We start from the raw sequence: 24,995 nt of genomic DNA on the forward strand, positions 1-24,995 counted from the left end.
GCTTTTCTATTACGCTGCAGCTGCCTTTTTCTTGCCGATGAACTTGCCAATTAATGGCCAGAACAGCAATACCAAAGCCAATGTAGTGATCGCACCTACCAAGTAGTTAGAGAAGAAAATATCTAAGCTACCTTGTGAGAACAACATGGATTGACGGAATGAGTCTTCTGCTCGGTCACCCAACACCAAGGCCAAGACCATAGGCGCCATTGGGTAATCGAGCTTCTTGAAGACATAACCCAGCACACCGAAGCCCAACATCAACCAAACGTCAAACATCGCGTTGTGGACGGTGTATGCACCAACCGCACAAATCACAATAATGACTGGAGCAATGATGGAGAACGGAATTCTCAAGATTGAGGCAAACAATGGAACGCAAGTTAATACAACAAACAAGCCCGCCAAGTTACCCAAGTACATACTAGCAATCAAGCCCCAAACAAAGTCTGGTTTCTCAACGAAGAGCAATGGGCCTGGTTGCAAGCCCCAGATCAACAAACCGCCAAGCAACACAGCAGCTGTTGGTGATCCTGGGATACCTAAGGACAACATTGGGAGAAGCGCTGCTGTACCTGCAGCGTGAGCTGCAGTTTCTGGAGCAACGATACCTTCCATTTTGCCGGTACCAAACTTGTCGCCTTCTTTAGATACGCGTTTTGCAACACCGTAAGCCATGAAGGATGCTGGTGTAGCGCCGCCTGGGGTGATACCCATCCAGCAACCAATTAAGCAGCTACGTAATGAAGTAGCCCAATATTTTGGTAACTGCTTCCAAGTTTCCCAAACAACCTTACCGCGAATTTTTGCTGCAGCACCTTGGAAAGCCAAGCCCTCTTCCATTGAAAGAAGAATCTCGCCAATACCAAACAAGCCGATCACAGCGATCAAGAAGTCAAAACCACGCATCAACTCTGGGTTACCGAAAGTTAAACGTAACTGACCTGTCACGGTATCCATACCAACAGTAGCCAATGCAAAGCCCAACATCATTGCTGAAATTGTCTTGAATGGCGAGCCTTTGTTCATACCCACAAAACTACAGAAGGTCAGGAGGTAAACCGAGAAGAACTCCGGCGGACCGAATTGGAGAGCAAACTTCGCAACCAATGGTGCCAAGAAGGTAATCATCACAATCGCAAAGAACGCACCCACAAATGATGATGTGAACGCTGCTGTCAATGCTTCGCCAGCTTTACCATTACGAGCCATTGGATAACCATCAAAGGTTGTCGCAACAGACCACGGTTCACCAGGGATGTTAAAGAGCACGGATGTAATCGCGCCACCAAACAATGCACCCCAATAAATACAGGACAGCATGATGATTGCTGATGTTGGTGGCATTGTGAAGGTCAATGGCAACAGAATCGCAATACCGTTTGCGCCACCTAAACCTGGCAACACACCAATAATCACACCAAGAGTTACACCGACAAGCATTAATAGCAAGTTAAAGGGTGTCATTGCAACGGCAAAGCCGCTGAATAGAGCATTAATTTCTTCCAACTTGGACTCCTTTTTTAATCTTTTTTAATAGTTATTGTTTTTTAATTTACGCCCACAAACTCGAGTGGATTGAACCATGCGCCATGTGGCAATGGAACCTGGAACCAGTATTCGAACATGAGGTAAAGAGCCGCGCTCACTCCAACAGAGACGGCAACCGCCTTCCAAATTGGATATTTACCTAACCACACCATGAAGACCGCGATGTAGAGGGCTGCAGAAACATAAATGCCAATCAATTGCACGCCAAGCACAAAAACAATCGCCGGCAACAATACCGCCATCACCTGCTTAGCGGGCTCGCTATCAACAAAGGATTCGGTTTTCTTTTTCTTATTCACGATTGCAGATTGATACAAAGTAACCGTGCTAGATAACATGATGATCAAGCTGATATAGAAAGGGAAATAACCAGCCTCTGGGCCATCAACGCCCCAGCTAGCACCCAACTTCAGACTACCAATCATCACTGTCAGGCCTATAGCCAAGAACACGATCGATGTAATGATGTCCATCGCTCTAACGCTAATGACTGAGTCTTGATTTGTATTGTTTGTATGTTCAGACATTTTTATATTTTTTAATAAAGTTAGTAGATACGCTTGCTCAAAAAATAGGACCCCAGTTCTTAGGGGTCCTATTTCATTTCTCAAAGATTACTTAGCTATGAAACCAGCTTCAGCCATTAATTGCTTATGCAATGCTTCATTTAATGTCAGCCAATTTCTGAACTCTTTACCAGTCATGAATGTCTGATTGAATGCACCATCAGCCATAAACTTCTTCCACTCTGCTGTCTCGCGTACTTTTTTGAACACGTTGATGTAGTAATCAACTTGCTCTTGAGTTACGCCAGGAGCCATGAAAATGCCGCGCAACATCACGTAGTCAGTTGACACGCCAGCCTCTTTACATGTTGGAACGTCATTCCAGGACTGAGTTGTAGTGATCTTTTCTTTGTAAGGCATACGTGTGTCATCAAATACGCACAATGCGCGTAATTTATTTGCACGCCATTGGGCAACTGCTTCAATTGGATTGTTCACAGAAGAATCAATGTGATTACCAACGAGTTGCACAGCTACGTCGCCTCCCCCTTTAAATGGGATGTACGTGAACTTAGCGCCAGTTGCTTTTTCAATTGCTACAGTGATGATTTGGTCTTCAGACTTAGATCCAGTACCACCCATTTTGAACTTACCAGGGCCAGCCGCTTTAGCTGCGTCGATATATTCCTTGGCAGTTTTGTAAGGCTTGTCAGCGTTATCCCATAAAACGAATTGGTCAAGAGCCAACATCGCAACTGGAGTGATGTCTTGCCAGTTAAATGGAACACCTGTAGCTAATGGAGTTGTAAACAAGTTTGAGAGCGTAATCACGATCTTATTAGGATCGCCCTTAGCTTCCTTCATTGCCAAGAAACCTTCAGCTCCAGCGCCTGCTCCCTTGTTCACAGGAATCACTGCTTGTTTCATCAAGTTATTTTTTGTGATGATGCCTTGGATCATACGAGCCATTTGGTCAGCACCACCGCCAGGACCGGCAGGAATAATGAACTCAACTGGCTTGGTTGGCTCCCAAGCAGCAAAAGCAGGTGAAACAGCAGCAGCACCGAGGGCTAATGCGGTGGAAATCAATGCCCCTTTTAACTTCATCTTCATGAACGCTCCTCCAAAAAATTTTGAATACCAATATTACTTTGGCTTTTCTTTGTTGTGTAACGATTTTTGATCTATCTGGGTGCAGATCTCTTGATTGGCATCAACATTTTTTAAATGGACACCTAGGGCTTACACTAACTAAATCAGTAGTAACCCTAGTAAGCATTTTGTGAAAAAACGCTTACCGGAAACGATCTAAAAGTTTCTTACTAACTTTATCCAGCTGAGTGGAGTCTTTGATTAAAAATTGCAGGCCATTAGAGTCGGCGATCAGAAGCGTATTGCCAGCAATTCGACGAATATCTTCTTCACCTTTAAGGCGAATCCTGGTGGGGCCACGGTCAGTTTCGATATCCCAAATGCTCGGGGTGGCAAAAGTCGATACTTTGGTGATTTTTTCAATTACGGGCATGAACTCTCGGGCAGCTAATTCTTCCTCAATCAGAGTTAACTCACCCTCAGGGATGATGGTGAGCCCATCAAACCAGCACAACTCTTTACCCGACTGATCCATGATGGAAATCCCGGCACCTGGTGCGGTGATAGGAAAGGCTCTTACCGGATAAACGCCAATATGGCGAGTTCCAGCTGTATCAATCAATACTAGGCGGCCAAGGGCATCGCGCTCAAGCGTGTGCGGCTTCTGATAATGACTCATACCCCGCCCCCAGTTTCTTTGGCAATGACTTGCAGAACTTCTTCTTCATGCTCATTTTCATCAATGCTTTCACCAATGGCACCACCCTCAACCAACTCTGCGGCATGGCGTAGTTGGGCTTGATACAAAGCGTAGTAAGCGCCCTTCGCATCCATCAGTGCGTCATGCGAACCAATTTCAACAATCTCGCCTTTATCCAGAACCACCAAACGATCTGCTTTTCTTAAAGTAGAAAGTCGATGGGCAATTGCGATCGTTGTACGACCTTTAACCAGATTGTCCAAAGCACGCTGAATTTCTTTTTCAGTGGTGGTATCAACCGACGAGGTGGCTTCATCCAAAATCAAAATACTTGGATTAATTAATAACGCACGTGCAATCGAAATGCGTTGACGTTCACCACCGGAAAGGGACTGACCTCGCTCACCCACCAACGAGTCGTAACCGAGTGGTAAGCGCAGAATAAATTCATGAGCATGTGCGGCACGCGCTGCTTCAATAATTTCTTCACGAGTGGCATCCGGTTTACCGTAAGCAATATTTTCTGCAATCGTGCCAAAGAATAAAAATGGCTCTTGCAAAACCAAACCTATACGTTTGCGATAGTCGGCGATTCCGATACTACGAATATCGCGCCCATCCAATGTAATAGAACCCGCGCTCACATCATAGAAGCGGCAAATCAAGTTCACTAGAGTACTCTTACCAGAGCCGCTATGACCAACTAAACCGATCATTTCTCCAGGAGCAATATCCAAATCAATGCCTTTAGAAACCGCACGGTTACCGTACCGGAAGCCCAAGCCACGTAAAGAGATGCCACCCTTGACTTCACCTAAAGGCGCTGGATTGATTGGCTCAGGCACGCTGGAAACGTGATCCAAAATATCAAAAATACGCTTAGCTCCAGCAGCTGCTTTTTGCGTATGAGAAACGATGCGACTCATGGAATCTAGTCGAATATAGAAACGTCCAATGTAGGCCAAAAAGGCAATCAATACACCGACGGTAACTTTTTGATGCGCCACCTGCCAAATACCAAAACCCCACACAACTAAGAGGCCAGTTTCGGTTAAGAGTGTGACGGTTGGCGAAAACAATCCCCAGACGCGATTGACGCGATCATTGATTTGTAAATTGTGTTTATTGGAGTCGACAAAACGCTTGAGCTCACGATCTTCTTGGGCAAAGGCTTTCACTACTCGAATGCCTGGAATCGTATCGGCCAGAATATTGGTTACCTCAGACCACACACGATCAATCTTTTCGAAACCAAAGCGCAGTTTGTCGCGCACCACATGAATCATCCAAACGATAAATGGCAATGGCGCCAAAGTGACTAATGCAAGCAAAGGATCAATTGACACCAAAATTGCTGCCGTCATGGTGATCATGATGACGTCGGTCGCAAAGTCCAAAGCGTAGAGCGATAGGAATACGCATATGCGGTCTGTCTCAGCGCCAATACGCGCAATCAAGTCACCCGTTCTTTTGCCGCCGAAATATTCCAAAGAGAGTTTGAGTAAATGCTCAAACGTCGTATTGCGCAAATCAGCGCCAATGCGCTCACTTACCAATGCAAGAAGATAGGTTTTCCACCAACCGAGTCCCCAAGCCACGATTGCCGCAGCAAATAAAGCCAAGAGGTACTTGCTAGCCAAATGGAAATCAATCGGATTACCTTTTTCATATGGAATCAGCACATGATCCATTAGGGGCATCGTTAAATAGGGCGGAATTAAGGTGGCACCGGTTGAGAGCAGGGTTAGGACAAAACCGAGCAAAAGCTCTTTTTTGTAGGGGCGGGCAAAGCGCCACAGCTTAAATAAGGTCCAAGTGGATGGAGGTACATCCACCTCGGGATCACACGTCGGACAAGCGTCTGAATTAGCTGGTTTAGGGCTCAAGCAGACTGGGCAAACCTGCTTATCGTATTCAGAAGCTTCAGACTCATTACTGACCTGATCGCCTCTCATTAGCTGCCTAAAGCTACTTTGCAGGCGCAAGACTTGGGGGTTGACGGCTAAGGTGAAGTACCAAAGCCTCAAAAGACTAGTCTCGGACTCCAGCTTGAGATGGCCTACACCAGCATGATCGCCATGCAAGAGATGAGCCCCAGGGCTAATAGGCCAGAATTCTGAACGGGTACCGTCCGTCCAAAATAGACCGGTAGGAATTAAGCAAAGCAGGCTTTTTTCAAAGCGCATTTCACCATCTAAATCGAGCTCAACCCATGCCAGTATTGAGTTAAGGCCTTTTACCGGGGATTGGGGAGCCTCTAAAACGCTAGCCCAATGACTTGGCGAAGGGGGCGCGGATAGGGAAATTTCTGGCTTCATTAGTCCTAAAAGTATAGTGGAGCTAGATTTTTTAGATTTAGTAACTGTGTCAACTTTACGGGGCAGAAAGCCGTTAAATTAATGAAGTAGGCTTTTTTATGTATTTTTGCTAATTTTGTGGATTTTGAATAATTACTAGAACCAGAGAGATAGTCTGAGTCATCCCCGCCCTCACCTTCTGAGGCGGCGCTGAGATTCCCCATTCCACATATGCCCCAATTACTAGATAAAACCATTGAGATCTTGAGTGTCAAGCATCTCCGCGGCCCCAATATGTGGACTTACCATCCCGTTATTGAGGTTTGGCTCGATATTGGCGAATTGGAGGATTTCCCCTCCAACCTCATTCCTGGTTTTTATGACCGCCTGGTCAAAGCGCTACCAAGTCTTCAAGAACATCGCTGCAGCTATGGCGAAGCTGGTGGATTTCTCAAAAGAGTAGAAGAAGGCACATGGCCAGCTCATATTCTCGAGCACCTGACCTTGGAATTACAAAATTTAGCCGGCATCCCCGGTGGCTTTGGTAAAGCGCGTGATGGTGATCGTCGCGGAGTTTACAAAGTCATGGTGAGTGCAATTAACGAAGAAGTTACCCTCACTGCACTCAAATACGCTCGTGACCTCTATCTTGCTTTAGCCCAGGATACAAAGGATCCTGTTGCTCTAGTGAGCACCATTATTGAAGAACTGCGTGAGCTTGGTGACGATCTATTGCTTGGGCCAAGCACTGCTTGCATTGTGAATGCAGCTGAAGAGCGCGGCATTCCTTCTATTCGTTTATCTGAAGGTAACCTGGTTCAACTTGGTTACGGTGCTAAACAACGTCGCATCTGGACTGCTGAAACCGATCAAACTAGCGCCATCGCTGAAACGATTTCTCGAGATAAAGATCTCACCAAAAGTCTTCTGTCTAGCGCAGGAGTCCCTACTCCTGAAGGTCGCACAGTGACTAGCGCAGATGATGCATGGGAAGCGGCACAAGATATTGGGCTACCAGTCGTAGTGAAGCCAATTGATGGAAATCATGGTCGCGGCGTGTTTATTAATCTGTATACCCAGCAAGAAATTGAAGCGGCCTATGCCGTCGCAATTGATGAGGGTAGCGAAGTTCTAGTAGAGCGTCACATCATTGGTGATGAGCATCGCCTACTCGTAGTTGGCAACAAAGTAGTTGCAGCCGCCAAGGGTGAAACCGTTTGGGTTACTGGCGATGGCAAACATACCGTACTTGAGCTGATTCAGATTCAGATCAATTCTGACCCGCGTCGCGGCACCACTGAAGAGTGCCCTCTCAATCCAGTGCGCATTGACTCTGCAGTAGAGCTAGAGTTAGCGCGTCAAAAATTGACTGGCGCTAGTATTCCAAGCGTAGATCAAAAAGTGCTCATTCAAAGCAATGGCAACGTAGCGTTTGATGTCACCGACTTAGTTCATCCGGAAGTAGCTAGTCAAGTTGCGCTAGCCGCCCGCGTTGTGGGTCTGGAGATTGCCGGCGTTGACCTTGTTGCACAAGACATTAGCAGGCCATTAGACGAACAAAATGCAGCTATTGTGGAAGTGAATGCTGGTCCTGGTTTATTGATGCATTTAAAGCCAGCCAGCGGCAAACCACAACCGGTTGGCAAAGAAATTGCAAGCCACCTCTTTCCGCCGGGAGCTGATTTCCGCATTCCAGTAGTCGGCGTCTGCGGTGCTCGCGGCAAAACTCCTGTTGCCGAAATGATTGCTCACTTCTTGCGACTCACCAATCTGTATGTTGGCTTATCTTGCAGTAAAGGTTTATTTTTCGGCCATCGCTCAATTCAAAAAAGTAATGCTGCCAACTGGGAAAATGCCCGTCGCACTTTATTAAATCGTGCAGTTGAAGCAGCCGTAATCGAAAATAACAATCTGTCTATGTTGATAGAAGGTCTTGCTTATGACCGCTGCCAAGTAGGCGTTGTTTTGAACGTTGATCCAAAGGCTAACTTTCCTCAATACGCTATTTACGATGAAGATCAAGTATTTAGCATTGTGAGAACTCAAGTGGATGTGGTGTTGCCAACGGGAGTGGCTGTTCTCAACGCAGATGACCCGATGGTTGCCAGCATGGCTGAGCTATCTGATGGCGAAGTCATCTTCTTTACCCAAGATTCTGCATCTCCGATTGCGCAAGAGCATCTCAAGAATGGTGGTCGCGTCGTAATGATCGGCAATCAACAAATCATCCTAAAGTCTGCCAAGCATGATCAAAAGAGTATTCCAGTGCCACGCAACTCTGAGCCTACCGCCAGCGAGCCATGGAAACCCATGAATCTTGGTGCTGCGATTGCTGCAGCGTGGGCTTTAGATATTCCGTTCAACGTTATCGAAGCTGGTGCCGAAACCTTTGTTTCTGATGCCAGCGTTCCAGTAGGGGTTTAATTGGAAATCACCCGTATTCGCATGTTGCGCGGCCCGAATTTATGGAGCCGCCATACCGCCTTAGAGGCAATTGTTTCTTGCGATGAAACAGAACGCTCAATCGATTCCATTCCTCAGTTTGAGATCAAAATACGTGAACGCTTTCCCCAATTAGGCAGCATGCGTCGTGGCGGACACAATGAGATTTTGTCTTTAGCACATGCACTTGAACATGCTGCTTTAGGCCTTCAGTCCCAAGCAGGCTGCCCAGTAACCTTCAGTCGCACAGTGCAAACTGTTGATGCTGGTGTCTATCAAGTCGTGGTGGAGTACACCGAAGAAGTTGTTGGTCGCATGGCCTTTGACTTTGCTTTTGGGTTAATCCAAGCAACCCTCAGTGACGTGCCATTTGATTTAGCGGCCGCTCTCTCCGAATTGGAAGCTTTGTATGAAGATGTCCGCCTTGGACCAAGCACTGGATCTATCGTTGATGCTGCCGTACAAAGAAATATCCCTTATCGCCGCATGACTGAAGGCAGCATGGTGCAGTTTGGTTGGGGTAGCAAACAAAAGCGTATTCAAGCTGCTGAGACTAGCGACACCAGTGCAATCGCAGAAGCTATTGCACAAGATAAAGAGCTCACCAAGAACCTATTAGCAGCAGCAGGCGTATCCGTTCCAATCGGTGAAGTAGTAACTACTGCGGATGATGCGTGGCGTGCAGCCCAAAAGATTGGCGGCCCCATTGTTCTGAAACCTAAGGACGGTAATCAAGGCAAAGGTGTTGTTGCCAACATTCAAACAGAAGCTGAGGTACGTGCTGGCTTTGTAGTTACTCAAGCCTTCGGACGCGAAACCATTGTTGAGCGCTACTTACCCGGCGCTGACTATCGCTTGCTGGTGGTAGGTAATCGCCTATCCGCCGCAGCACGTCGCGAACCCGCCCAAGTTGTTGGTGATGGCAAGCATACCGTCACCGAACTGGTTGAACTAGAAAACAAAAATCCATTGCGCGGCGATGGTCATGCCACTGCATTAACCAAGATTCGTTTTGATGACATCGCTCTTGCGCATTTAGCCAGCAATGGCTCAAGCCCTCAGTATGTTCCCAAGACCGGTGAGCGTGTTTTACTTCGCAATAACGCCAATCTCAGCACTGGTGGCACCGCCACCGATGTGACTGATGACGTTCACCCTGATGTTGCTGCCAGCGCAATTGCTGCCGCACAAATGATTGGCTTAGATATTGCTGGTGTCGACATACTGTGTGAGGCGATTTACAAGCCTTTAGAGACTCAAGGTGGTGGCATTGTCGAAGTGAATGCTGCACCAGGCCTACGCATGCATCTCAAACCTTCCTATGGCAAGAGCCGCCCTGTTGGCGAAGATATCGTCAACATGATGTATCCACTAGGTGAAGATGGCCGTATTCCAGTCGTAGCCGTGACTGGTACTAACGGTAAAACTACAACCGTTCGACTTATCTCTCATTTACTGAATGAGACTGGCCTGCGCGTCGGTATGACGACTACTGATGGTGTGTACATTAACCATCGCTTAATTGATTCTGGTGACTGCAGTGGCCCCAAGAGCGCTCGTAATGTCCTCATGCACCCGGATGTTGATGCTGCCGTACTAGAAACAGCCCGTGGCGGAATGTTACGTGAGGGCCTTGGCTTCGATCGTTGCGAAGTTGCTGTAGTGACAAACATTGGAGAAGGAGACCACCTAGGTCTTAATTACATCACTAGCGTAGAAGACTTAGCGATTCTGAAACGCGTTATTGTGATGAACGTTGCACCAACCGGCGCTGCAGTTCTTAACGCTGCCGATCCAATAGTTGTAAAGATGGGTGATGTTTGCACTGGTCGCGTGATTTTCTTTGCACAGAATCAACACCACCCTGTCATTGCAGCCCACCGCGCCAAGAATAAAAAAGTCATCTTCTTTGATGGTACTTATATCGTCTGCTCAAAAGGAGCGCGCGTACTTTTCCGCTTCCCTGTGAGCGAGATTCCACTGACTCAAAATGGTGTTTTAGGTTTCCAAATTGAAAATGCAATGGCCTCTATTGGTGCCGCCTGGGCTTTAGGGCTAGATGCTGAAAAAATTGCGCGCGGACTGCATTCTTTTGAAAGCTCTGCCAATGCCGTACCAGGACGTTTTAATCAATTCCAGCACAATGGCGCCACTGTGATTGCTGACTATGGTCACAACCCAGATGCCATGCGTGCTTTAGCAAGCGCTATCGAAGCCATGAAGCCCAAGAAGAGTCACGTTGTGATTAGTGGCGCAGGTGATCGCCGCGATGAAGATATTCGTGATTTAACGCGCATTCTTGGCAATAGTTTTGACAATGTCATTCTCTATCAAGACCAGTGTCAACGTGGTCGAGAAGATGGAGAAGTTCTTAAACTTTTACAAGAAGGTTTGGTGGGTACCAAGAAAGCCAAACAGGTTAAAGAAATCACTGGTGAATTCCTTGCAATCGATACCGCCCTCAATGATTTATCTGCTGGCGACATCTGTCTAATTCTCATTGACCAAGTAGAGGAATCTCTGGCCTACCTTAAAGAGAAGGTTCGGCCCTAGTCATTTGATTCATTTTCAGATGATCGCCTTAAATAAAAAAGCCCAATCACTGATTGGGCTTTTTGTTGGGTGCTATTGGCTTTGATTACGGCAGATGCATTAAGCCTGAGAATGGTAATGTTGCAAACGCTCAATCTCCTCTTTGGATCCCAGCATGACAGAAACGCGCTCATGCAACTCAGTAGGAACCATATCCATAATCAACTGATCACCATTGGTCGATGCACCACCAGCCTGCTCAACCAAGAAACTCATCGGATTTGCCTCATACATCAAACGAAGCTTACCCGGCTTGTGTGGCTCACGTTGATCCCATGGATACATAAAGATGCCGCCACGCGATAAGACGCGATGTACGTCGGCAACCATGGATGCAATCCAACGCATATTGAAATCCTTATCGCGTTCGCCACTGACGCCAGCCAAGCACTCATCAACGTAGCGACGCACAGGCTCAGCCCAATGACGCATATTCGACATATTGATAGCAAACTCTTTGGTTGAGTGAGCAATCTCTACTGCATGCTTAATTAAAACAAATTCACCAGTTACTTTATTGAGGGTGAACATCACTACGCCATCACCCAGAGTTAATGCCATGGTGGTTTGTGGACCATACACAACGTAACCAGCTGCCACCTGGTGACGGCCTGACAATAAGAAATCCTCTGTCTGCAAAGGTGCCACAGGATCTTGTTTCTTGAGTACAGAAAAAATAGTGCCGATGGATACATTCACATCGATATTAGAAGAGCCATCTAATGGATCAAATAGCAATAAGTAGTCGCCAGTTCCTTGAACCGGAAGTGGTAACTCCATCTCTTCAGAAGCAAGACCAGCCAATGATTTACATCCCTGTACACCATCGATTAATAGGTCGTTAGCAATCACATCCAATTTTTGCTGAACTTCGCCCTGGACATTGCCCGTTCCCGCAGAGCCCAATAAGCCAATTAAGGCGCCTTGAGCAACTTCATGACTTAATGTGGAACAAGTGTTTGCAACAGCAAGCAACAACTCTTGCAATCCAGCGGGGATGGCTGCACCCTGAACCTTGGTGGATTCTAGGTATTGCTTGAAATTGGTATTAAAAGTACTTGAAGCGCTCAAAAGGAGTTTCTCCGTGATGGGTTTAGTTCTGTATGGACTCTATTTTGCCTTGTTCTAGCCGACTGAATTGCCTAAAGCCTTAGAAACCACCTCTTTTACATCAGGAGAGAGGGTTTCGCAGGCCGCAACCCGCCTTAGGGCTGACAGCATCTGCTCCTGATAACTCGGGGCAAATTGACGCCAGCGATCCAATCCTCTGGCTAAACGAGCAGCAACCTGAGGATTGATTGGATCTAAGGCAAGAACGGATTCAGCCCAAAATGCATAACCACTGCCATCCACTTGATGAAAGCTGGCAGGGTTGTTCATACAAAAAGCATGGATAACACTACGAACCCGGTTTGGATTATTCATCTTGAACGCATCATGCTCACGCAAGCGCTTGACTTCATCCAAGGTGGATTCAGCATGAGCGACTGGCGGCCTACTCGATTGCAATGCAAACCACTTATCAATCACCAAAGCATCATCAGCAAATCGAGTATAAAAATCTTCCAGACAAGCTGCAGCTGCTTTGCATCCATGAATCACCAAGCCAGCCAGTGCCGCATAACGATCGGTCATGTTGTCAGCATTCTGATATTGATTCACTGCCATTGGAGCCCAAATCAGCGGATCCGCTTCAAGCAGCATACTTAATGCAAGATTCTTCAGCGCACGCTTACCAGCACTTACTGCATCCGGATTAAATGGTCCCGGCGTTTGCATCTGCTGGTAGAGGGCTGCCCACTCAATTCGCAACTCGGTTGCAATAGCGTGACGGAAAGCACGACGGGCAGCATAAATCCTTTGGGGATCAACGCTTGCGCACTGTTCATATAGATAAGTCTCGGCAGGCAAAGTCAGTACCAGCTCTTTGAATGCAGGATCTAACTCCGGATCGGTCAAAAGGGTGCGATAAGCCTCAATCAACTCCTTATCAGGCAAGCGATTAGCCAAAATCATTTGCATTGCAAGTTTTTGACCAGCTTCCCAGCGATTAAAAGCATCGTCATCGCTCGAGAACATAGTTAACAGGTCGGCCTCACTTTGATCAAAATCCAAATTAATCGGGGCTGAAAAATTACGATTGATCGACAGCACTGGGCGACTCGTCACTTGATCAAAAGTCCAAGTTTGCTGATCTTGAGTCAATTCCAATAATGTCTCGACCTGGTCATCTGCAGGAGTTAACAAGCGCATCTTCAATGGAATGTGAAACGGCTTACTCTCTTTATGCTCTGTATTTGCTGCCGGGTTTTGAGTCAAAGTAATTTGATATTGCTTTGTATTCGCATCGTAGGACTCTTCCACCTTAACCTTCGGAGTGCCCGCTTGGCTATACCAATTCTTAAACTGAGAAAGATCACGGCCATTAGCATCTGCCATAGCAGCTAAGAAATCATCACAGGTCACCGCTTGACCATCGTGACGCTTGAAGTAGAGATCCATGCCCTTACGGAAGCCATCCATGCCCAGCAGGGTTTGATACATGCGCACGACTTCAGCACCCTTCTCATACACGGTCACGGTATAGAAGTTATTGATCTCTTGATATTCGTCTGGACGAATTGGGTGCGCCATCGGACCCGCGTCCTCAGGGAACTGTAGTTGACGCAATAAACGCACATCCTCAATACGCTTTACCGCCCTCCCAGACTCACTACCCATTTGATCAGCAGAAAACTCTTGATCACGGAATACCGTCAAACCCTCTTTAAGGGAAAGCTGAAACCAATCACGGCAAGTCACTCGGTTACCAGTCCAGTTATGGAAGTATTCATGGGCAACTACGCTTTCGATATTGGCAAAGTCAGCATCTGTTGCCGTCTCTGGCTGTGCGAGTACAAATTTGGTATTGAAAACATTGAGACCTTTGTTTTCCATCGCACCCATATTGAAATCACCTACCGCCACAATCATGAAGCGTTCGAGATCGAGCTCGAGACCATAGCGTTTTTCATCCCAATGTATCGAGGCAATCAAAGAATCCATCGCATGACGGGTCTTCTTTAAGTCATGTGGCTCAACCCAGATTTGCAATAACTTCTTAGCGCCACTACTAGTGGTGATGGTTTCTTCAATGCATTCGAGCTTACCGGCTACCAAAGCAAACAAATAAGACGGCTTTGGAAATGGGTCTTCCCAAACTGCGCTATGCCAGCCATTCGGTAATTTTTCAGTACTAATGAGATTGCCGTTGGATAGCAACACAGGGTAATCTGCCTCACGAGCTCGGAGCGTTACACGATAGCGCGCCATCACATCCGGTCTATCTAGGAAGTAAGTGATTTTTCTAAATCCCTCAGCTTCGCACTGAGTAAAGAAATTTCCATTCGAGACATACAAGCCCATCAGTGAGGTATTTTTCTCGGGCACACAAACGCAGATGATCTCAACAACGAAAGCTTGCTTGCCTTCATTGGGCAGCGCATGAATCGTTAATGTTTCTGGCGTCAGTTCAAATTGACGATGGGCTTCGCCATTAATACGCAAACTCACAAACTCGAGTTCATGACCCTGCAAGACCAAAGGTGCGCCAGACTCATGACCAGCACCAGGCAGCACCTCTAGGCGACTCTTCACAATCGTCCTGGCGGGATCTAAAGCAATATCTAACTCAACCTGAGAAAAGGTGTAATTGGGAGCGCGGTATTCGAGCCTGCGAAAGCTTTGTGGCAGATCAGTTTTCATAGGGCAATTTTAAGCCCCATGCAAAAATTTGACCTAACCCCAGATGAGGGTAGCAATACCAATAGCGATGAAGGTTACTGCAGCCACGGCGTGCACCCACTTAATAGGCATGCGTTTGGTGAATTTCTGACCAATCCAAACCGCCGGGGCATTAGCAAGCATCATCCCCAAAGTGGTGCCGACTGTTACAGAGAAGACATCGGAATATTTGGCGCTCAGTGCAATCGTAGCGATTTGGGTCTTATCCCCCATCTCTGCCAAGAAAAAGAGTCCAACCGTCAACATAAACACCTGAAACGCCTTGTCGGCGACCTTTGATCCTGCGGCATCGTCAATGTGATCAGGAACCAAGAGCCAGAGACCGATTCCTAAAAAGCTCAAACCTAAAATCCACTTGAGTAAATCCGGACTCATAAACGTGGTGAGCCAATGTCCCAGAAGGGCTGCGCAAGCATGGTTAGCAATTGTCGCAATCAATATCCCACCAATAATGGCAAGAGCCTGTTTTGGATAGCGGGCAGCCAACATCAAGGAAAGCAGTTGGGTTTTGTCGCCCATCTCAGCGAGAGCGACTACGCCAGTAGAAAGTGCTAAAGCAGATAAGTCCATTCCTGGAATGATAGAGGAAAGCTTGGGAGCCTGAGCCCCCAAGACATTCAATCTTGATACTGCATGGAAATTACTAGGCGACCAACAGCTCTTCCGCAGAGACAAAATCAACTTTCTGAGCTTTGGCCACTGGCTCAGAGGTGAGATTACCCCGGTGCACACTCAAGCCATTACGCAGATGATGATCCTGTGAGAGCGCCTTTACCATTCCACGGTTTGCTAAGGCTTCAATAAATGGATAGGTTGCATTGGTTAAGGCAAAGGTGGAGGTTCTCGCAACCGCACCTGGCATATTTGCAACACAGTAATGCAGCACACCGTCTACGATAAAGGTGGGATCAGTATGCGTAGTAGGTTTCGATGTCTCAAAACAGCCGCCTTGATCAATCGCCACATCTACCACTACTGCCCCCGACTTCATTTTGCGCACCATCTCGCGAGTTACTAGCTTCGGGGCTGCCGCACCAGGCAATAAGACAGCGCCAATCACGACATCTGCCTCACACACCTCCAGCTCCACCAAAAGCGGGTCAGCGTAAAAGGTTCTCACACGATTACCGTACAGCATGTCAATCTGCCTTAAGCAATCAATATTACGATCAAAGATGCATACATCTGCACCCATACCAACTGCCATTTGCAAAGCATTGCGCCCCACTACACCAGCGCCTAATATGACGACCTTTGCTGGCGCCACCCCAGGTACACCTGCCATCAAGATGCCCAAGCCTCCGTTTGTTTTTTCCAGATGCGTAGCTGCCGCCTGAATAGACATCCTGCCCGCAACTTCACTCATAGGGGCCAACAAAGGTAGAGCCCCATTGCATGAAGTCACTGTCTCATAGGCAATACAACTTGCCCCTGAAGCGAGTAAAGCCTTGGTCTGCTGTGGATCTGGCGCGAGATGCAAATAAGTGAAAAGGATTTGGTCTTCACGCAACATCGCACACTCTTGTGGCTGAGGTTCTTTCACCTTTACTACCATCTCTGCTTTTGCAAAAACTTCAGCAGCACTGTTAATTAAAGTGGCACCAGCTAAGCGATAGGATTCATCGCTCAAACCTATTTGCTCACCCGCTCCACGCTGCACCAAGACAGAATGGCCCTGCTTGCACAAGCCTCTGACATTGCCTGGGGTTAAGCCAACACGAAATTCATTATTTTTTACTTCTTGAGGTACGCCAACAATCATTTATGTCTCCTTATTTGAATTCACGACTCAGTTTTGTTTTGCGATGCAAGCCAACGATGTAGAACATGGCGAGATACACACCCAATAAACACGGACCTAAGATCAATGCAATCCGTGCATCCTCATGAAAGCCCATCAACACCACTACCAAGGCAATAAATGCCAATGCGAACCACGAGGAATAAGGCCACCAAGGCGTGCGATATGCCAACTCGGCAACCTGGGCTTTAGTAAGTGAGCGACGAAATTGAATTTGGGTGAGCAAGATTGCAATCCACACCATCAATCCAACAAAGGTAACCGCAGCCATAACGTACTGAAACGCTTTATCTGGAACAAAGTAGTTAAGCACTACTCCGGTCATGCAAACCACTACCGTCGCCATTACTGCGCGATGTGGAACGCCATACTTGGAAAGCTTGGCAAATGGCGAGGGTGCGTAACCATTCACAGAGAGCGCATACAAAAGTCGTCCACCGCTAAAGATGCCGGCATTACAGGATGACAAAGCGGCTGTAATGACAACAAAGTTAATAATTCCAGCAGCTTCACGCAGACCAATGCGCTCAAACATCACAACAAATGGGCTACCTTGTTGACCAACTTCATTCCAAGGGAAGATCGCCAAGATAACAAGGATCGCGCCCATGTAAAAAATCAAGATACGCCATGCCAACGAGTCAATTGCCATCGGAATAGTTTTGCGTGGGTTCTCTGCTTCACCAGCAGACAAACCAATCATCTCAATACCAACGTAGGCAAATAAAACCATTTGCAAGGAAAGCAGCATGCCGCTAATGCCGTTTGGGAAGAATCCGCCGTGCTGCCATAAGTTACCAAAACCAATAGGATTCCAGTCATTGGTAAAGCCAAAGAAAATGACTGAGCCGCCCAAGGCAATCATGGCAACAATGGCAACCACTTTGATGAGGGCAAACCAAAACTCAAACTCACCAAATACTTTTACGGCAATCAGATTGATTAGACCCATCATCAGGATGGAAGATAAAGCCCAGATCCACTGAGGTGTTTCTGGAAACCAGATACCCATGTAGATACCAACTGCAGTGACTTCAGCTATACCGACAACGATCCAATAAGTCCAATAGCCCCACCCCACCATGTATCCCGCAAGCGGTCCTACGTAGGTATTGGCATAGGCCGCAAATGAGCCAGCAACCGGCTCATGCACTGCCATCTCACCTAAGGTACGAAGTACGATGAAGGCGACGATGCCAGCTAAGAGATATCCCAACAAGATGGAAGGTCCCGCGATTTGAATTGCGCTAGCTGAGCCCAGAAATAATCCAACACCGATAGTGGACCCCAAAGCCATAAGACGAATGTGTCGTACTTTGAGGTGGCGCTGTAAACCAGTTTGTTCAGTCTGCAAAAGAGACCTCCTTTCGATTTGTCGTTGGTAAATCACCAACGTGGCAAAGTCTAGGGAGGACTGCGCTTCTACACTAGGGGAGAAATATGTGCAAAGTACTTAAACAAATAAATGTGATTCGATAGAAATGACTGCTCTACGAATGTACGAGCTCTATAGGGAATTAATTAATTTGGGATGACAACAGAATCCGTAATTTCCTACAGGGATTCCCCTTAAAGATTTATGGATAGATTTGAAAAAACCTACTGAGCAGCAATGAGATTAAGAACTTCAGCAGCAGCAGCTAAACCACAGGCTGCAGTCACCATCACAGTTGATCCATAACCAGAACAAGCAAGGCCACCATTGGCAACACCTGCGCGAGGCTCATGAGAGTAGATCGCACGAATACCAATTTTTCTCTTCAGATTTCTGGAGAAGCCATGATCCTGTCGGAGACCTTGGCGGACCTTTGCAAGCAAAGCATCTTGCTCGGTTCGAGAAAGATCATCACAACGTACAGAAGTAGGATCTGACTTTCCACCAGCTGCACCACACATCACTAGAGCGCGCTGATTTTTGTTTGCCCAAACTGCTAAAGCAATTTTGGTTTGCACTGAGTCAGTTGCATCCAACACAATTGCATCTTCTGGAATCAATGCATCCAGATTTTCTGGCTCCAAAAATGCGTCATGAGTAGTGAGTTTGATCTCAGGATTAATGAGTCTGATTCGATCAGTCATCGCTTGTACCTTAGCCTTGCCATACTCACCCTCAAGAGCGTGCAACTGACGATTCGTATTACTTTCAGCTATATGATCAAAATCAATTAAGACAAGATGTCCGATGGCAGTGCGGGCTAGAGCTTCAGCAGCCCAAGAGCCTACTCCACCCAATCCAGCAACAACGACCGTGGCATTACGAAAACGCTCACGTAGATCGGGTCCGTATAGCCGAGCTACACCCCCAAAACGACGATCCCCTGCGCTGTCTTCTAACTTGTCTTCTGCCATAGCTTCTCTTTATACTGAAAAAATGGACTCCATCGCTCAACTCCGCAAAAACTATACCTTCGGCCAACTATCAGAGACCGAAGTTTCATCGAATCCACTAAGCTTATTTCAGCTTTGGTTTGATCAGGCCGTCAAAGCGGAGTGTCCAGAACCCAACTCGATGACTTTGGCAACTGCAGATGCGGCAGGCAATCCATCAGCCCGTATTGTCTTACTAAAAGGCGCCGATGAAGCCGGCTTCACCTTCTTTACCAATTACGAAAGCCAAAAAGGCAAAGACTTGGCCGTTCGCCCGCAAGCCGCTTTATTATTTCATTGGCATGAGCTAGAACGTCAGGTTCGCATTAAAGGGGTGGTTGAGCGTGTTAGCCCCACCGAGAGCGATGAATACTTCCAATCCCGCCCAGCCGCTTCCAGAATTGGGGCCTGGGCTTCGCCACAAAGCGCAGAGATCCCCAACCGAGAATATCTTGAAGAGGCTGAAAAACGCTTCGCAGCCGACTTTGGAGATAAGGCACCAAGACCAGAGCATTGGGGCGGCTATCGTCTACACCCTACTGAAATTGAATTCTGGCAAGGACGTCCTTCACGCCTACACGATCGCATTCACTATCAACTAGACGGATCTAGCTGGCGAATTGCTCGTCTAGCGCCCTAGAGTTATTTAAATTCTGGCGCGATCAGAGATTGAAACTTTGATCTGAATTTTGCTAATTTAGGGGCAACGACTGCCATACAGTAGCCCTGCCCTGGGTGCTGACGAAAATAATTCTGGTGATAGTCCTCAGCTGGATAAATAACTGGCGCAATATCAATTTGAGTCACGACTGGCTTAGAGTAGATCTTCGCATCCTCCAGCTCTTTGACTACCTCATGTGCTACCGTATTTTGACTCTCGCTATGAGTAAAGATTACTGAGCGATATTGGGTACCATGATCATTGCCCTGGTAGTTCAAGGTAGTTGGATCATGAATAACAAAAAAGATTTCCAATAAATCACGATAAGACACTACTGACGGATCAAAATAGACGTCAACGATTTCAGCATGTCCTGTTTGGCCTGAGCAAACAGACTCATAGTCAGGATTTGGCATCGCTCCTCCTGCGTACCCTGAAACTACTGCACTGACGCCGGAGATTTGCTGGTAAACCGCCTCCAGACACCAGAAACAGCCGCCTCCTAAAGTGGCGCGTTCAAGGCTGGGGTGGTTTTTGAGGATGGATTCGTTCATGCCTTTATCCTAATACCTTATTCAATCGTTTGCTTGCCCCACATAAAACCCATGTCGATAAATCGCTTCACACTCCAATTAGATGAAATCAAGGCAGCCTATGCCGCAGAACCCAACCCTAGCTTAGAGGTTCGTCTTGAACGAATTGGCCGCATTGAGCAAATGATTTCCGCCAATGAAGAAAAGATCTGCAAAGTCTTGATGGCGGATTTCGGCATTCGCAACCCAATTGAGAGTCGACTGCTCGAGTTTCAGATGATTTATCAAGCTTGTAAGCATGTTCGCAAGAATCTGAAAGAGTGGATGAAACCACAGCTAGTGCCAACACCTGGATTCCTGGGTTCATCTCATGCTTGGACGCAAATGCAATCTATGGGTGTCGTGGGCATCATGAGCCCTTGGAATTACCCAGTCCAGCTCGCACTAGTTCCAGCCATCGCTGCTTTTGCAGCAGGCAACCGCGTTTGGCTAAAGCCCTCAGAAAGAAGTTCTCGTACCTCTGGATTTTTAGCAGCACTGATTCAGGAATATTTTCACCCGAGCGAGTTTTGCGTCACCGTTGGTGGCACTGACGTTGCAGAATCTTTTGCAGCCCTACCTTTTGATCATCTCTTCTTTACTGGATCAGGCGACATTGGCAAAAAGGTGATGCGTGCAGCTGCAGATCACTTAACACCAATTACCCTTGAGTTAGGCGGTAAATCACCAGCGATTATCGACCCCTCAGCCAAACTGAAAGATGCTGCCGCAAGCATCATTTACGGCAAACTAGCGAATGGTGGTCAAACCTGTATTGCCCCAGACTACGCAATAGTTCACGCAAATGATTGCGATACATTTATTCAAGCTATACAAAATGCAGCCCAAGAGCAGTTTTCAAATCCAGAAGATTTCACTGGTGCAATTGATGAACAACAACTGACACGCTGGGATCAGCTAGTTCAAGATGCAGTAGATCGTGGAGCGCAAGCAATCCCACTCACCTCTACTGCTAATGCTGAATTGCCGTTCACACCAGTAGCACTCTTCAATGTTTCTGAAGATGCACTCATCATGCAAGAAGAGATATTTGGACCCATTCTGCCAATCGTAGCAATCAACGACATCGATTCAATCATTCGCTATATCAATAACCGTCCAAAACCATTGGCTCTATATTGGTTTGGCAAAGATAAAAAAGTAATGCAACGCATTCTGACTGAGACTCGCTCTGGTGGCGTAACAATCAACGACACCCTATTGCATGCTGCAGTAGAAGACTTACCGTTTGGCGGCATTGGCGCAAGCGGTATGGGTGCCTATCATGGCAAAGCGGGTTTTGAGGCATTTAGTCATCGCAAATCCGTTTTAGAAGTTCGAGGCTTCTTCGGTCTGAATTTCTTACGCGGCACTAAATTGGCAAGACCGCCCTACGGCAAAGGCGTTGAGCGCTTATTGCGCTGGCTACGTTAATCGCATGACTTGTAATTAATTCGGGAAAACCCTTGTAATTACCTTCTTAAAATGCCATAATGGGAGGCTTTTTAAAGCAATTTGATTCATCGCCCCCCAGCTATATTTCAGCGTACCGTTTAGAAGTCATAAACACCGAAGTTCAAAAAACGCGCTGCCGCCTGTCTGATGGTCGATGCCTTTGACCATCACACTCAAAAAAACAAAGAGTGTATACACGGAGACATCCCTTAAACGGGATGTGTAATAGCATGACTTTTTCTAAAGAAACTAATCCTACTGGAACTGAGTTCCAGAATTTCGCCCTCGCGGCGCCACTTCTTAAAAACGTTGCTGAGCTGGGTTACACCCAAGCTACCTCAGTGCAAGCTCAGGTTATTCCTGCTGCTCTCGCTGGTGGTGACTTATTGGTCAGCAGCCAAACTGGTAGCGGTAAAACCGCAGCCTTTTTATTGCCTTTGATTAATCAGCTTATCGAAGACAACCCAAACGGCTCACCTGTACCAGGCCGCGCACAACCTAAAGTATTGGTGCTCTGCCCTACTCGTGAATTAGCTCAACAGGTTGCCGCAGATGCAGTGAATTTAGTTCGCGGCATGAAAGGTATCCGTATTGCAACCGTCATGGGTGGCATGCCTTATGGCAAGCAAATCCAGGCACTTAAAGGTGCATTGTTAGTTGTCGCAACTCCTGGTCGTTTGCTCGATCTGACTGACAGCAAAGCAATTCGTTTGGACGATGTCAAACAACTCGTTATTGACGAAGCCGATCGCATGCTCGACATGGGATTTGCTGATGATCTCGAGGCAATTGACAAGCGTTGTGCTGGACGCACTCAAACCTTGATGTTCTCTGCAACTTTTGCACCAAAGATTATGTCTTTGGCTAATGAGTTGACTACTAACGCTAAACGTATTGAGCTTGCTCATGCTGGCGAAAAGCACGCGAACATTGAGCAAAAGCTTCACTGGGCTGACAGCATGTCACACAAGCATAAATTGCTCGAGCACATTTTGGCTGACGCCTCTTTGGATCAAGCAGTGGTGTTTGCAAGCACTCAAGTTGAAAGTGAAAAAATTGCTGACACATTACGTGCTAATGGTTATGAAGCTAGCGCCTTACACGGTGCAATGCCTCAAGCTGTTCGTATGCGCCGTCTTGAGTCTTTGCGTAAAGGTCATACCAAGATTTTGGTTGCAACTGACGTAGCTGCTCGCGGTATTGATGTGCCACGTATTAGTCACGTAATTAACTTTGGCTTGCCAATGAAACCTGAGGACTATACGCATCGCATCGGTCGTACTGGTCGCGCAGGTCGCAATGGTGTGGCTATCACTTTGGTTGAACATCGTGATCGCGCCAAGATTCGCAATATCGAACGCTTTACACAGCAAGACATCGTTGCTTCAGTCATCGCTGGCCTTGAGCCACAAGCTAAGCCTAGCTTTGGCGGTGGCGGTGGTCGCCCAGGTGGCGGTCGCTCTGGCGGCGGCTTCGGTGGTGGTAACCGTTCTGGTGGCGGTGGCGGTCGTTATGGTTCTGGTGCTCGTTCAGAGTCTCGTTCTGGTGGCGGAGGCGGTGGTAATCGCTCAGGCAATCATTTCGAATCTCGCTCTGGTGATTCCCGTCCGTCTGGCGACTCACGCCCTGCTGGTGGCAATCGTTTTGCTGATTCACGCCCTGCACGTTCTGCTGACTCACGTCCAGCACGTTCTGGAGATTCACGCCCGTCCGCTGGCCCACGTTTTGCTAAACCAAAATCTGGCGGTCAACGTAGAAACTTTAACGGTAGCTAAAAATGGTTCACCGTCGTCGCCTCCGTTCTGCATGGAATCGAGTCGATTCCGGTGAATTGCATCAAGCGCCACGCAAGTGGCAGTCTTGGCTCAGCGACACCGGTTCATTAACCCAAAAAATTGAACGCGCAATCGGAAAAAAACTAGAGGTTCTAGTTCTGCGAGATTGTCGACAAAACCTAAATAGCGACGAGAGTCGCTATTTTCATTTCAAGATCCAACGTTGTCGGATTCGAGAAGTGCTGTTATGTGCCAATGGCACCCCACTTGTAATGGCGCATAGCATTATTCCGAGCACTAGTTCAAGTGGAAGCAACCACGAGGTATTGCGCTTAGGTAAAAAACCATTAGGTGCAGTGCTATTTGCTAAAACACGGATGCACTCCAAGAAAAAACCGATGCGTGAAATTTCTCGACTGGATAAACAAAATGCATTATGGAGAAAGTGTTTCAAACAATATCCGCAATTGCCTTCTGTAGCATGGGGTAGGCGCACCCTGTATGAATTGAAGGGTCGACCACTTCTAGTAAGTGAAGTATTTCTACCTGCTCTACTCAATTACCCAAGTATTTAAATAGATATCCAGGCTTGCGACGCGGCAATCAAAGCCTCATCACCGGGCTCGCAAGTAAACACCTCACCAAAACCAATTTGCTCAGCAGCATCAGCAATATTGTGATGCGGGCAAATGGCTGTTGCTAGATCTAGCGGCAATTTTGCTTGACCCAAATAGCGTACCGCTTCAGATGAGGTGAGTAGCCAAAGTGACTTAGCAAAATCCATCTCATGAATGTCGGTCCACAAGGGACTATTGAGATCTAAAGGCACGCGAGCATAAACCGAGAATGCATCGAGTTGTGCGCCAGCATGCTTCAAAGTATCGGCCAGCCAATCGCGCCCACCCTCACCTTTAAAGATGATGACTTTCTTGGTGGACCAATCCCAATTTAGGGACTGCAATTCGGCCCATAAGCCTTCAGAATCCCATTGTGCGTTGCTCTGAGGAAGAATGATTTTTGTAGGGTTACTTTCAATACCAATACCGTGATTTTTAAGGGCTGCCATGCTACTGCCACCCATAACCCCTATTGATAGAGCCCGATCCGACACATCCTGCCAAGACCTCTCCAATAAACGCATCGTGCATTCAATCGCATTTGGACTAACGAAAATGGCTAAGTCCGCAGTCTTGAGTGCTACGGAAATCTGCCCTAGCAAAACATCATCACCCCTCGGGGCAATCGTCAGCAAAGGTAAAGAAATAATCTGAGGCGAAGTTTCTGAAGTAAAACCACTCTTGAGGAGACTTACCTGAAGCGCCTCCGACAATTGACGTGCCTGTCCGCTAGGACGGGTAACGACAATTGTTTTATTGCTCATTAGAGAATTACCTTATTACC

19 protein-coding genes are annotated in these 24,995 nt (G+C 47.2%); 6 read left to right on the forward strand and 13 right to left on the reverse strand.

Annotated features, from left to right (window positions below):
• Positions 1-9 precede the first annotated feature (9 nt).
• The 5 genes from ICN16_RS06950 to ICN16_RS06970 form a co-directional block, all read right to left on the reverse strand.
• Positions 10-1,509, reverse strand: a complete 1,500-nt coding sequence (locus ICN16_RS06950; protein WP_215334646.1) for a tripartite tricarboxylate transporter permease — start codon at positions 1,507-1,509, stop codon at positions 10-12.
• 41 nt (positions 1,510-1,550) lie between these two features.
• The gene (locus ICN16_RS06955) at positions 1,551-2,078 is read right to left on the reverse strand and encodes a tripartite tricarboxylate transporter TctB family protein (RefSeq protein WP_216136025.1); all 528 of its coding nucleotides are present in this window, start codon (positions 2,076-2,078) and stop codon (positions 1,551-1,553) included.
• Positions 2,079-2,165: 87 nt separating this feature from the next.
• Positions 2,166-3,164 (reverse strand): tripartite tricarboxylate transporter substrate binding protein, encoded by a 999-nt coding sequence (locus ICN16_RS06960; protein WP_216136844.1) that lies wholly within the window; start codon positions 3,162-3,164, stop codon positions 2,166-2,168.
• A 187-nt stretch (positions 3,165-3,351) separates the two neighbouring features.
• Entirely contained in the window at positions 3,352-3,828 is a 477-nt protein-coding gene (locus ICN16_RS06965) for a DUF1854 domain-containing protein (RefSeq protein WP_216136027.1), read from the reverse strand.
• Positions 3,825-6,167: an ABC transporter ATP-binding protein gene (locus tag ICN16_RS06970; RefSeq protein ID WP_216136029.1), complete on the reverse strand. Its 2,343-nt coding sequence runs from the start codon at positions 6,165-6,167 to the stop codon at positions 3,825-3,827. The genes ICN16_RS06965 and ICN16_RS06970 overlap by 4 nt, the downstream gene beginning before the upstream one ends.
• Positions 6,168-6,377: 210 nt before the next feature.
• Between ICN16_RS06970 and cphA (ICN16_RS06975) the strand changes: the two genes are divergently transcribed.
• A complete protein-coding gene (gene cphA / locus ICN16_RS06975) occupies positions 6,378-8,570 on the forward strand; it encodes a cyanophycin synthetase (RefSeq protein ID WP_216136032.1) in 2,193 nt (730 codons plus the stop codon).
• On the forward strand, positions 8,571-11,141 hold the full coding sequence (cphA, locus tag ICN16_RS06980; protein WP_216136035.1) for a cyanophycin synthetase: 2,571 nt from the start codon (positions 8,571-8,573) through the stop codon (positions 11,139-11,141). It begins immediately after the preceding gene.
• Between the two features lie 99 nt (positions 11,142-11,240).
• Here cphA (ICN16_RS06980) and ICN16_RS06985 read toward each other — a convergent pair whose 3' ends face one another.
• The 6 genes from ICN16_RS06985 to ICN16_RS07010 form a co-directional block, all read right to left on the reverse strand.
• Positions 11,241-12,251 carry a class 1 fructose-bisphosphatase gene (locus ICN16_RS06985; protein WP_216136036.1) on the reverse strand — a complete coding sequence of 337 codons (1,011 nt, stop codon included), beginning with the start codon at positions 12,249-12,251 and terminating at the stop codon, positions 11,241-11,243.
• A gap of 54 nt (positions 12,252-12,305) precedes the next feature.
• Positions 12,306-14,924 (reverse strand): aminopeptidase N, encoded by a 2,619-nt coding sequence (gene pepN / locus ICN16_RS06990; protein WP_216136041.1) that lies wholly within the window; start codon positions 14,922-14,924, stop codon positions 12,306-12,308.
• Between the two features lie 33 nt (positions 14,925-14,957).
• Positions 14,958-15,533, reverse strand: coding sequence for a TMEM165/GDT1 family protein (locus ICN16_RS06995; RefSeq protein WP_216136044.1), 576 nt, complete (start codon positions 15,531-15,533; stop codon positions 14,958-14,960).
• A 73-nt stretch (positions 15,534-15,606) separates the two neighbouring features.
• The gene (gene ald, locus ICN16_RS07000; RefSeq protein ID WP_216136046.1) at positions 15,607-16,725 is read right to left on the reverse strand and encodes an alanine dehydrogenase; all 1,119 of its coding nucleotides are present in this window, start codon (positions 16,723-16,725) and stop codon (positions 15,607-15,609) included.
• Positions 16,726-16,735: 10 nt separating this feature from the next.
• Positions 16,736-18,061: an amino acid permease gene (locus ICN16_RS07005; protein WP_304608906.1), complete on the reverse strand. Its 1,326-nt coding sequence runs from the start codon at positions 18,059-18,061 to the stop codon at positions 16,736-16,738.
• 302 nt (positions 18,062-18,363) lie between these two features.
• Entirely contained in the window at positions 18,364-19,113 is a 750-nt protein-coding gene (locus ICN16_RS07010; RefSeq protein WP_216136050.1) for a ThiF family adenylyltransferase, read from the reverse strand.
• Positions 19,114-19,135: 22 nt separating this feature from the next.
• Between ICN16_RS07010 and pdxH the strand changes: the two genes are divergently transcribed.
• On the forward strand, positions 19,136-19,771 hold the full coding sequence (gene pdxH / locus ICN16_RS07015) for a pyridoxamine 5'-phosphate oxidase (protein WP_216136051.1): 636 nt from the start codon (positions 19,136-19,138) through the stop codon (positions 19,769-19,771).
• A 2-nt stretch (positions 19,772-19,773) separates the two neighbouring features.
• On the opposite strand, the gene msrA is transcribed toward pdxH, so the two are convergent.
• The gene (gene msrA, locus ICN16_RS07020; RefSeq protein ID WP_216136052.1) at positions 19,774-20,346 is read right to left on the reverse strand and encodes a peptide-methionine (S)-S-oxide reductase MsrA; all 573 of its coding nucleotides are present in this window, start codon (positions 20,344-20,346) and stop codon (positions 19,774-19,776) included.
• A gap of 51 nt (positions 20,347-20,397) precedes the next feature.
• On the opposite strand from msrA, the gene ICN16_RS07025 reads away from it, so the two are divergent.
• The 3 genes from ICN16_RS07025 to ICN16_RS07035 all read left to right on the forward strand — a co-directional run bounded on the left by ICN16_RS07025 (position 20,398) and on the right by ICN16_RS07035 (position 24,169).
• Complete coding sequence (locus ICN16_RS07025) at positions 20,398-21,798, forward strand: coniferyl aldehyde dehydrogenase (protein WP_216861905.1); 1,401 nt, start codon at positions 20,398-20,400, stop codon at positions 21,796-21,798.
• A 251-nt stretch (positions 21,799-22,049) separates the two neighbouring features.
• A complete protein-coding gene (locus ICN16_RS07030; protein WP_216136053.1) occupies positions 22,050-23,594 on the forward strand; it encodes a DEAD/DEAH box helicase in 1,545 nt (514 codons plus the stop codon).
• Positions 23,595-23,596: 2 nt separating this feature from the next.
• Positions 23,597-24,169 (forward strand): chorismate lyase, encoded by a 573-nt coding sequence (locus ICN16_RS07035; RefSeq protein WP_216136054.1) that lies wholly within the window; start codon positions 23,597-23,599, stop codon positions 24,167-24,169.
• Here ICN16_RS07035 and ICN16_RS07040 read toward each other — a convergent pair.
• Positions 24,166-24,975: a uroporphyrinogen-III synthase gene (locus ICN16_RS07040; protein ID WP_216136055.1), complete on the reverse strand. Its 810-nt coding sequence runs from the start codon at positions 24,973-24,975 to the stop codon at positions 24,166-24,168. The two genes, ICN16_RS07035 and ICN16_RS07040, sit on opposite strands and share 4 nt — an antisense overlap.
• Between the last annotated feature and the right edge of the window lie 20 nt (positions 24,976-24,995).

The organism is Polynucleobacter sp. es-MAR-4 (assembly GCF_018882055.1).
Lineage (GTDB): Bacteria > Pseudomonadota > Gammaproteobacteria > Burkholderiales > Burkholderiaceae > Polynucleobacter.

Coding starts and splice junctions, on each gene's coding strand:
- ICN16_RS06955 (WP_216136025.1), bottom strand. CDS start 2,078: ATGTCTGAACATACAAACAATACAAATCAAGACTCAGTCATTAGCGTT.
- ICN16_RS06960 (WP_216136844.1), bottom strand. CDS start 3,164: ATGAAGTTAAAAGGGGCATTGATTTCCACCGCATTAGCCCTCGGTGCT.
- ICN16_RS06965 (WP_216136027.1), bottom strand. CDS start 3,828: ATGAGTCATTATCAGAAGCCGCACACGCTTGAGCGCGATGCCCTTGGC.
- ICN16_RS06970 (WP_216136029.1), bottom strand. CDS start 6,167: ATGAAGCCAGAAATTTCCCTATCCGCGCCCCCTTCGCCAAGTCATTGG.
- cphA (WP_216136032.1), top strand. CDS start 6,378: ATGCCCCAATTACTAGATAAAACCATTGAGATCTTGAGTGTCAAGCAT.
- pepN (WP_216136041.1), bottom strand. CDS start 14,924: ATGAAAACTGATCTGCCACAAAGCTTTCGCAGGCTCGAATACCGCGCT.
- ICN16_RS06995 (WP_216136044.1), bottom strand. CDS start 15,533: ATGGACTTATCTGCTTTAGCACTTTCTACTGGCGTAGTCGCTCTCGCT.
- ald (WP_216136046.1), bottom strand. CDS start 16,725: ATGATTGTTGGCGTACCTCAAGAAGTAAAAAATAATGAATTTCGTGTT.
- ICN16_RS07005 (WP_304608906.1), bottom strand. CDS start 18,061: ATGGCTTTGGGGTCCACTATCGGTGTTGGATTATTTCTGGGCTCAGCT.
- ICN16_RS07010 (WP_216136050.1), bottom strand. CDS start 19,113: ATGGCAGAAGACAAGTTAGAAGACAGCGCAGGGGATCGTCGTTTTGGG.
- pdxH (WP_216136051.1), top strand. CDS start 19,136: ATGGACTCCATCGCTCAACTCCGCAAAAACTATACCTTCGGCCAACTA.
- msrA (WP_216136052.1), bottom strand. CDS start 20,346: ATGAACGAATCCATCCTCAAAAACCACCCCAGCCTTGAACGCGCCACT.
- ICN16_RS07025 (WP_216861905.1), top strand. CDS start 20,398: ATGTCGATAAATCGCTTCACACTCCAATTAGATGAAATCAAGGCAGCC.
- ICN16_RS07030 (WP_216136053.1), top strand. CDS start 22,050: ATGACTTTTTCTAAAGAAACTAATCCTACTGGAACTGAGTTCCAGAAT.
- ICN16_RS07035 (WP_216136054.1), top strand. CDS start 23,597: ATGGTTCACCGTCGTCGCCTCCGTTCTGCATGGAATCGAGTCGATTCC.
- ICN16_RS07040 (WP_216136055.1), bottom strand. CDS start 24,975: ATGAGCAATAAAACAATTGTCGTTACCCGTCCTAGCGGACAGGCACGT.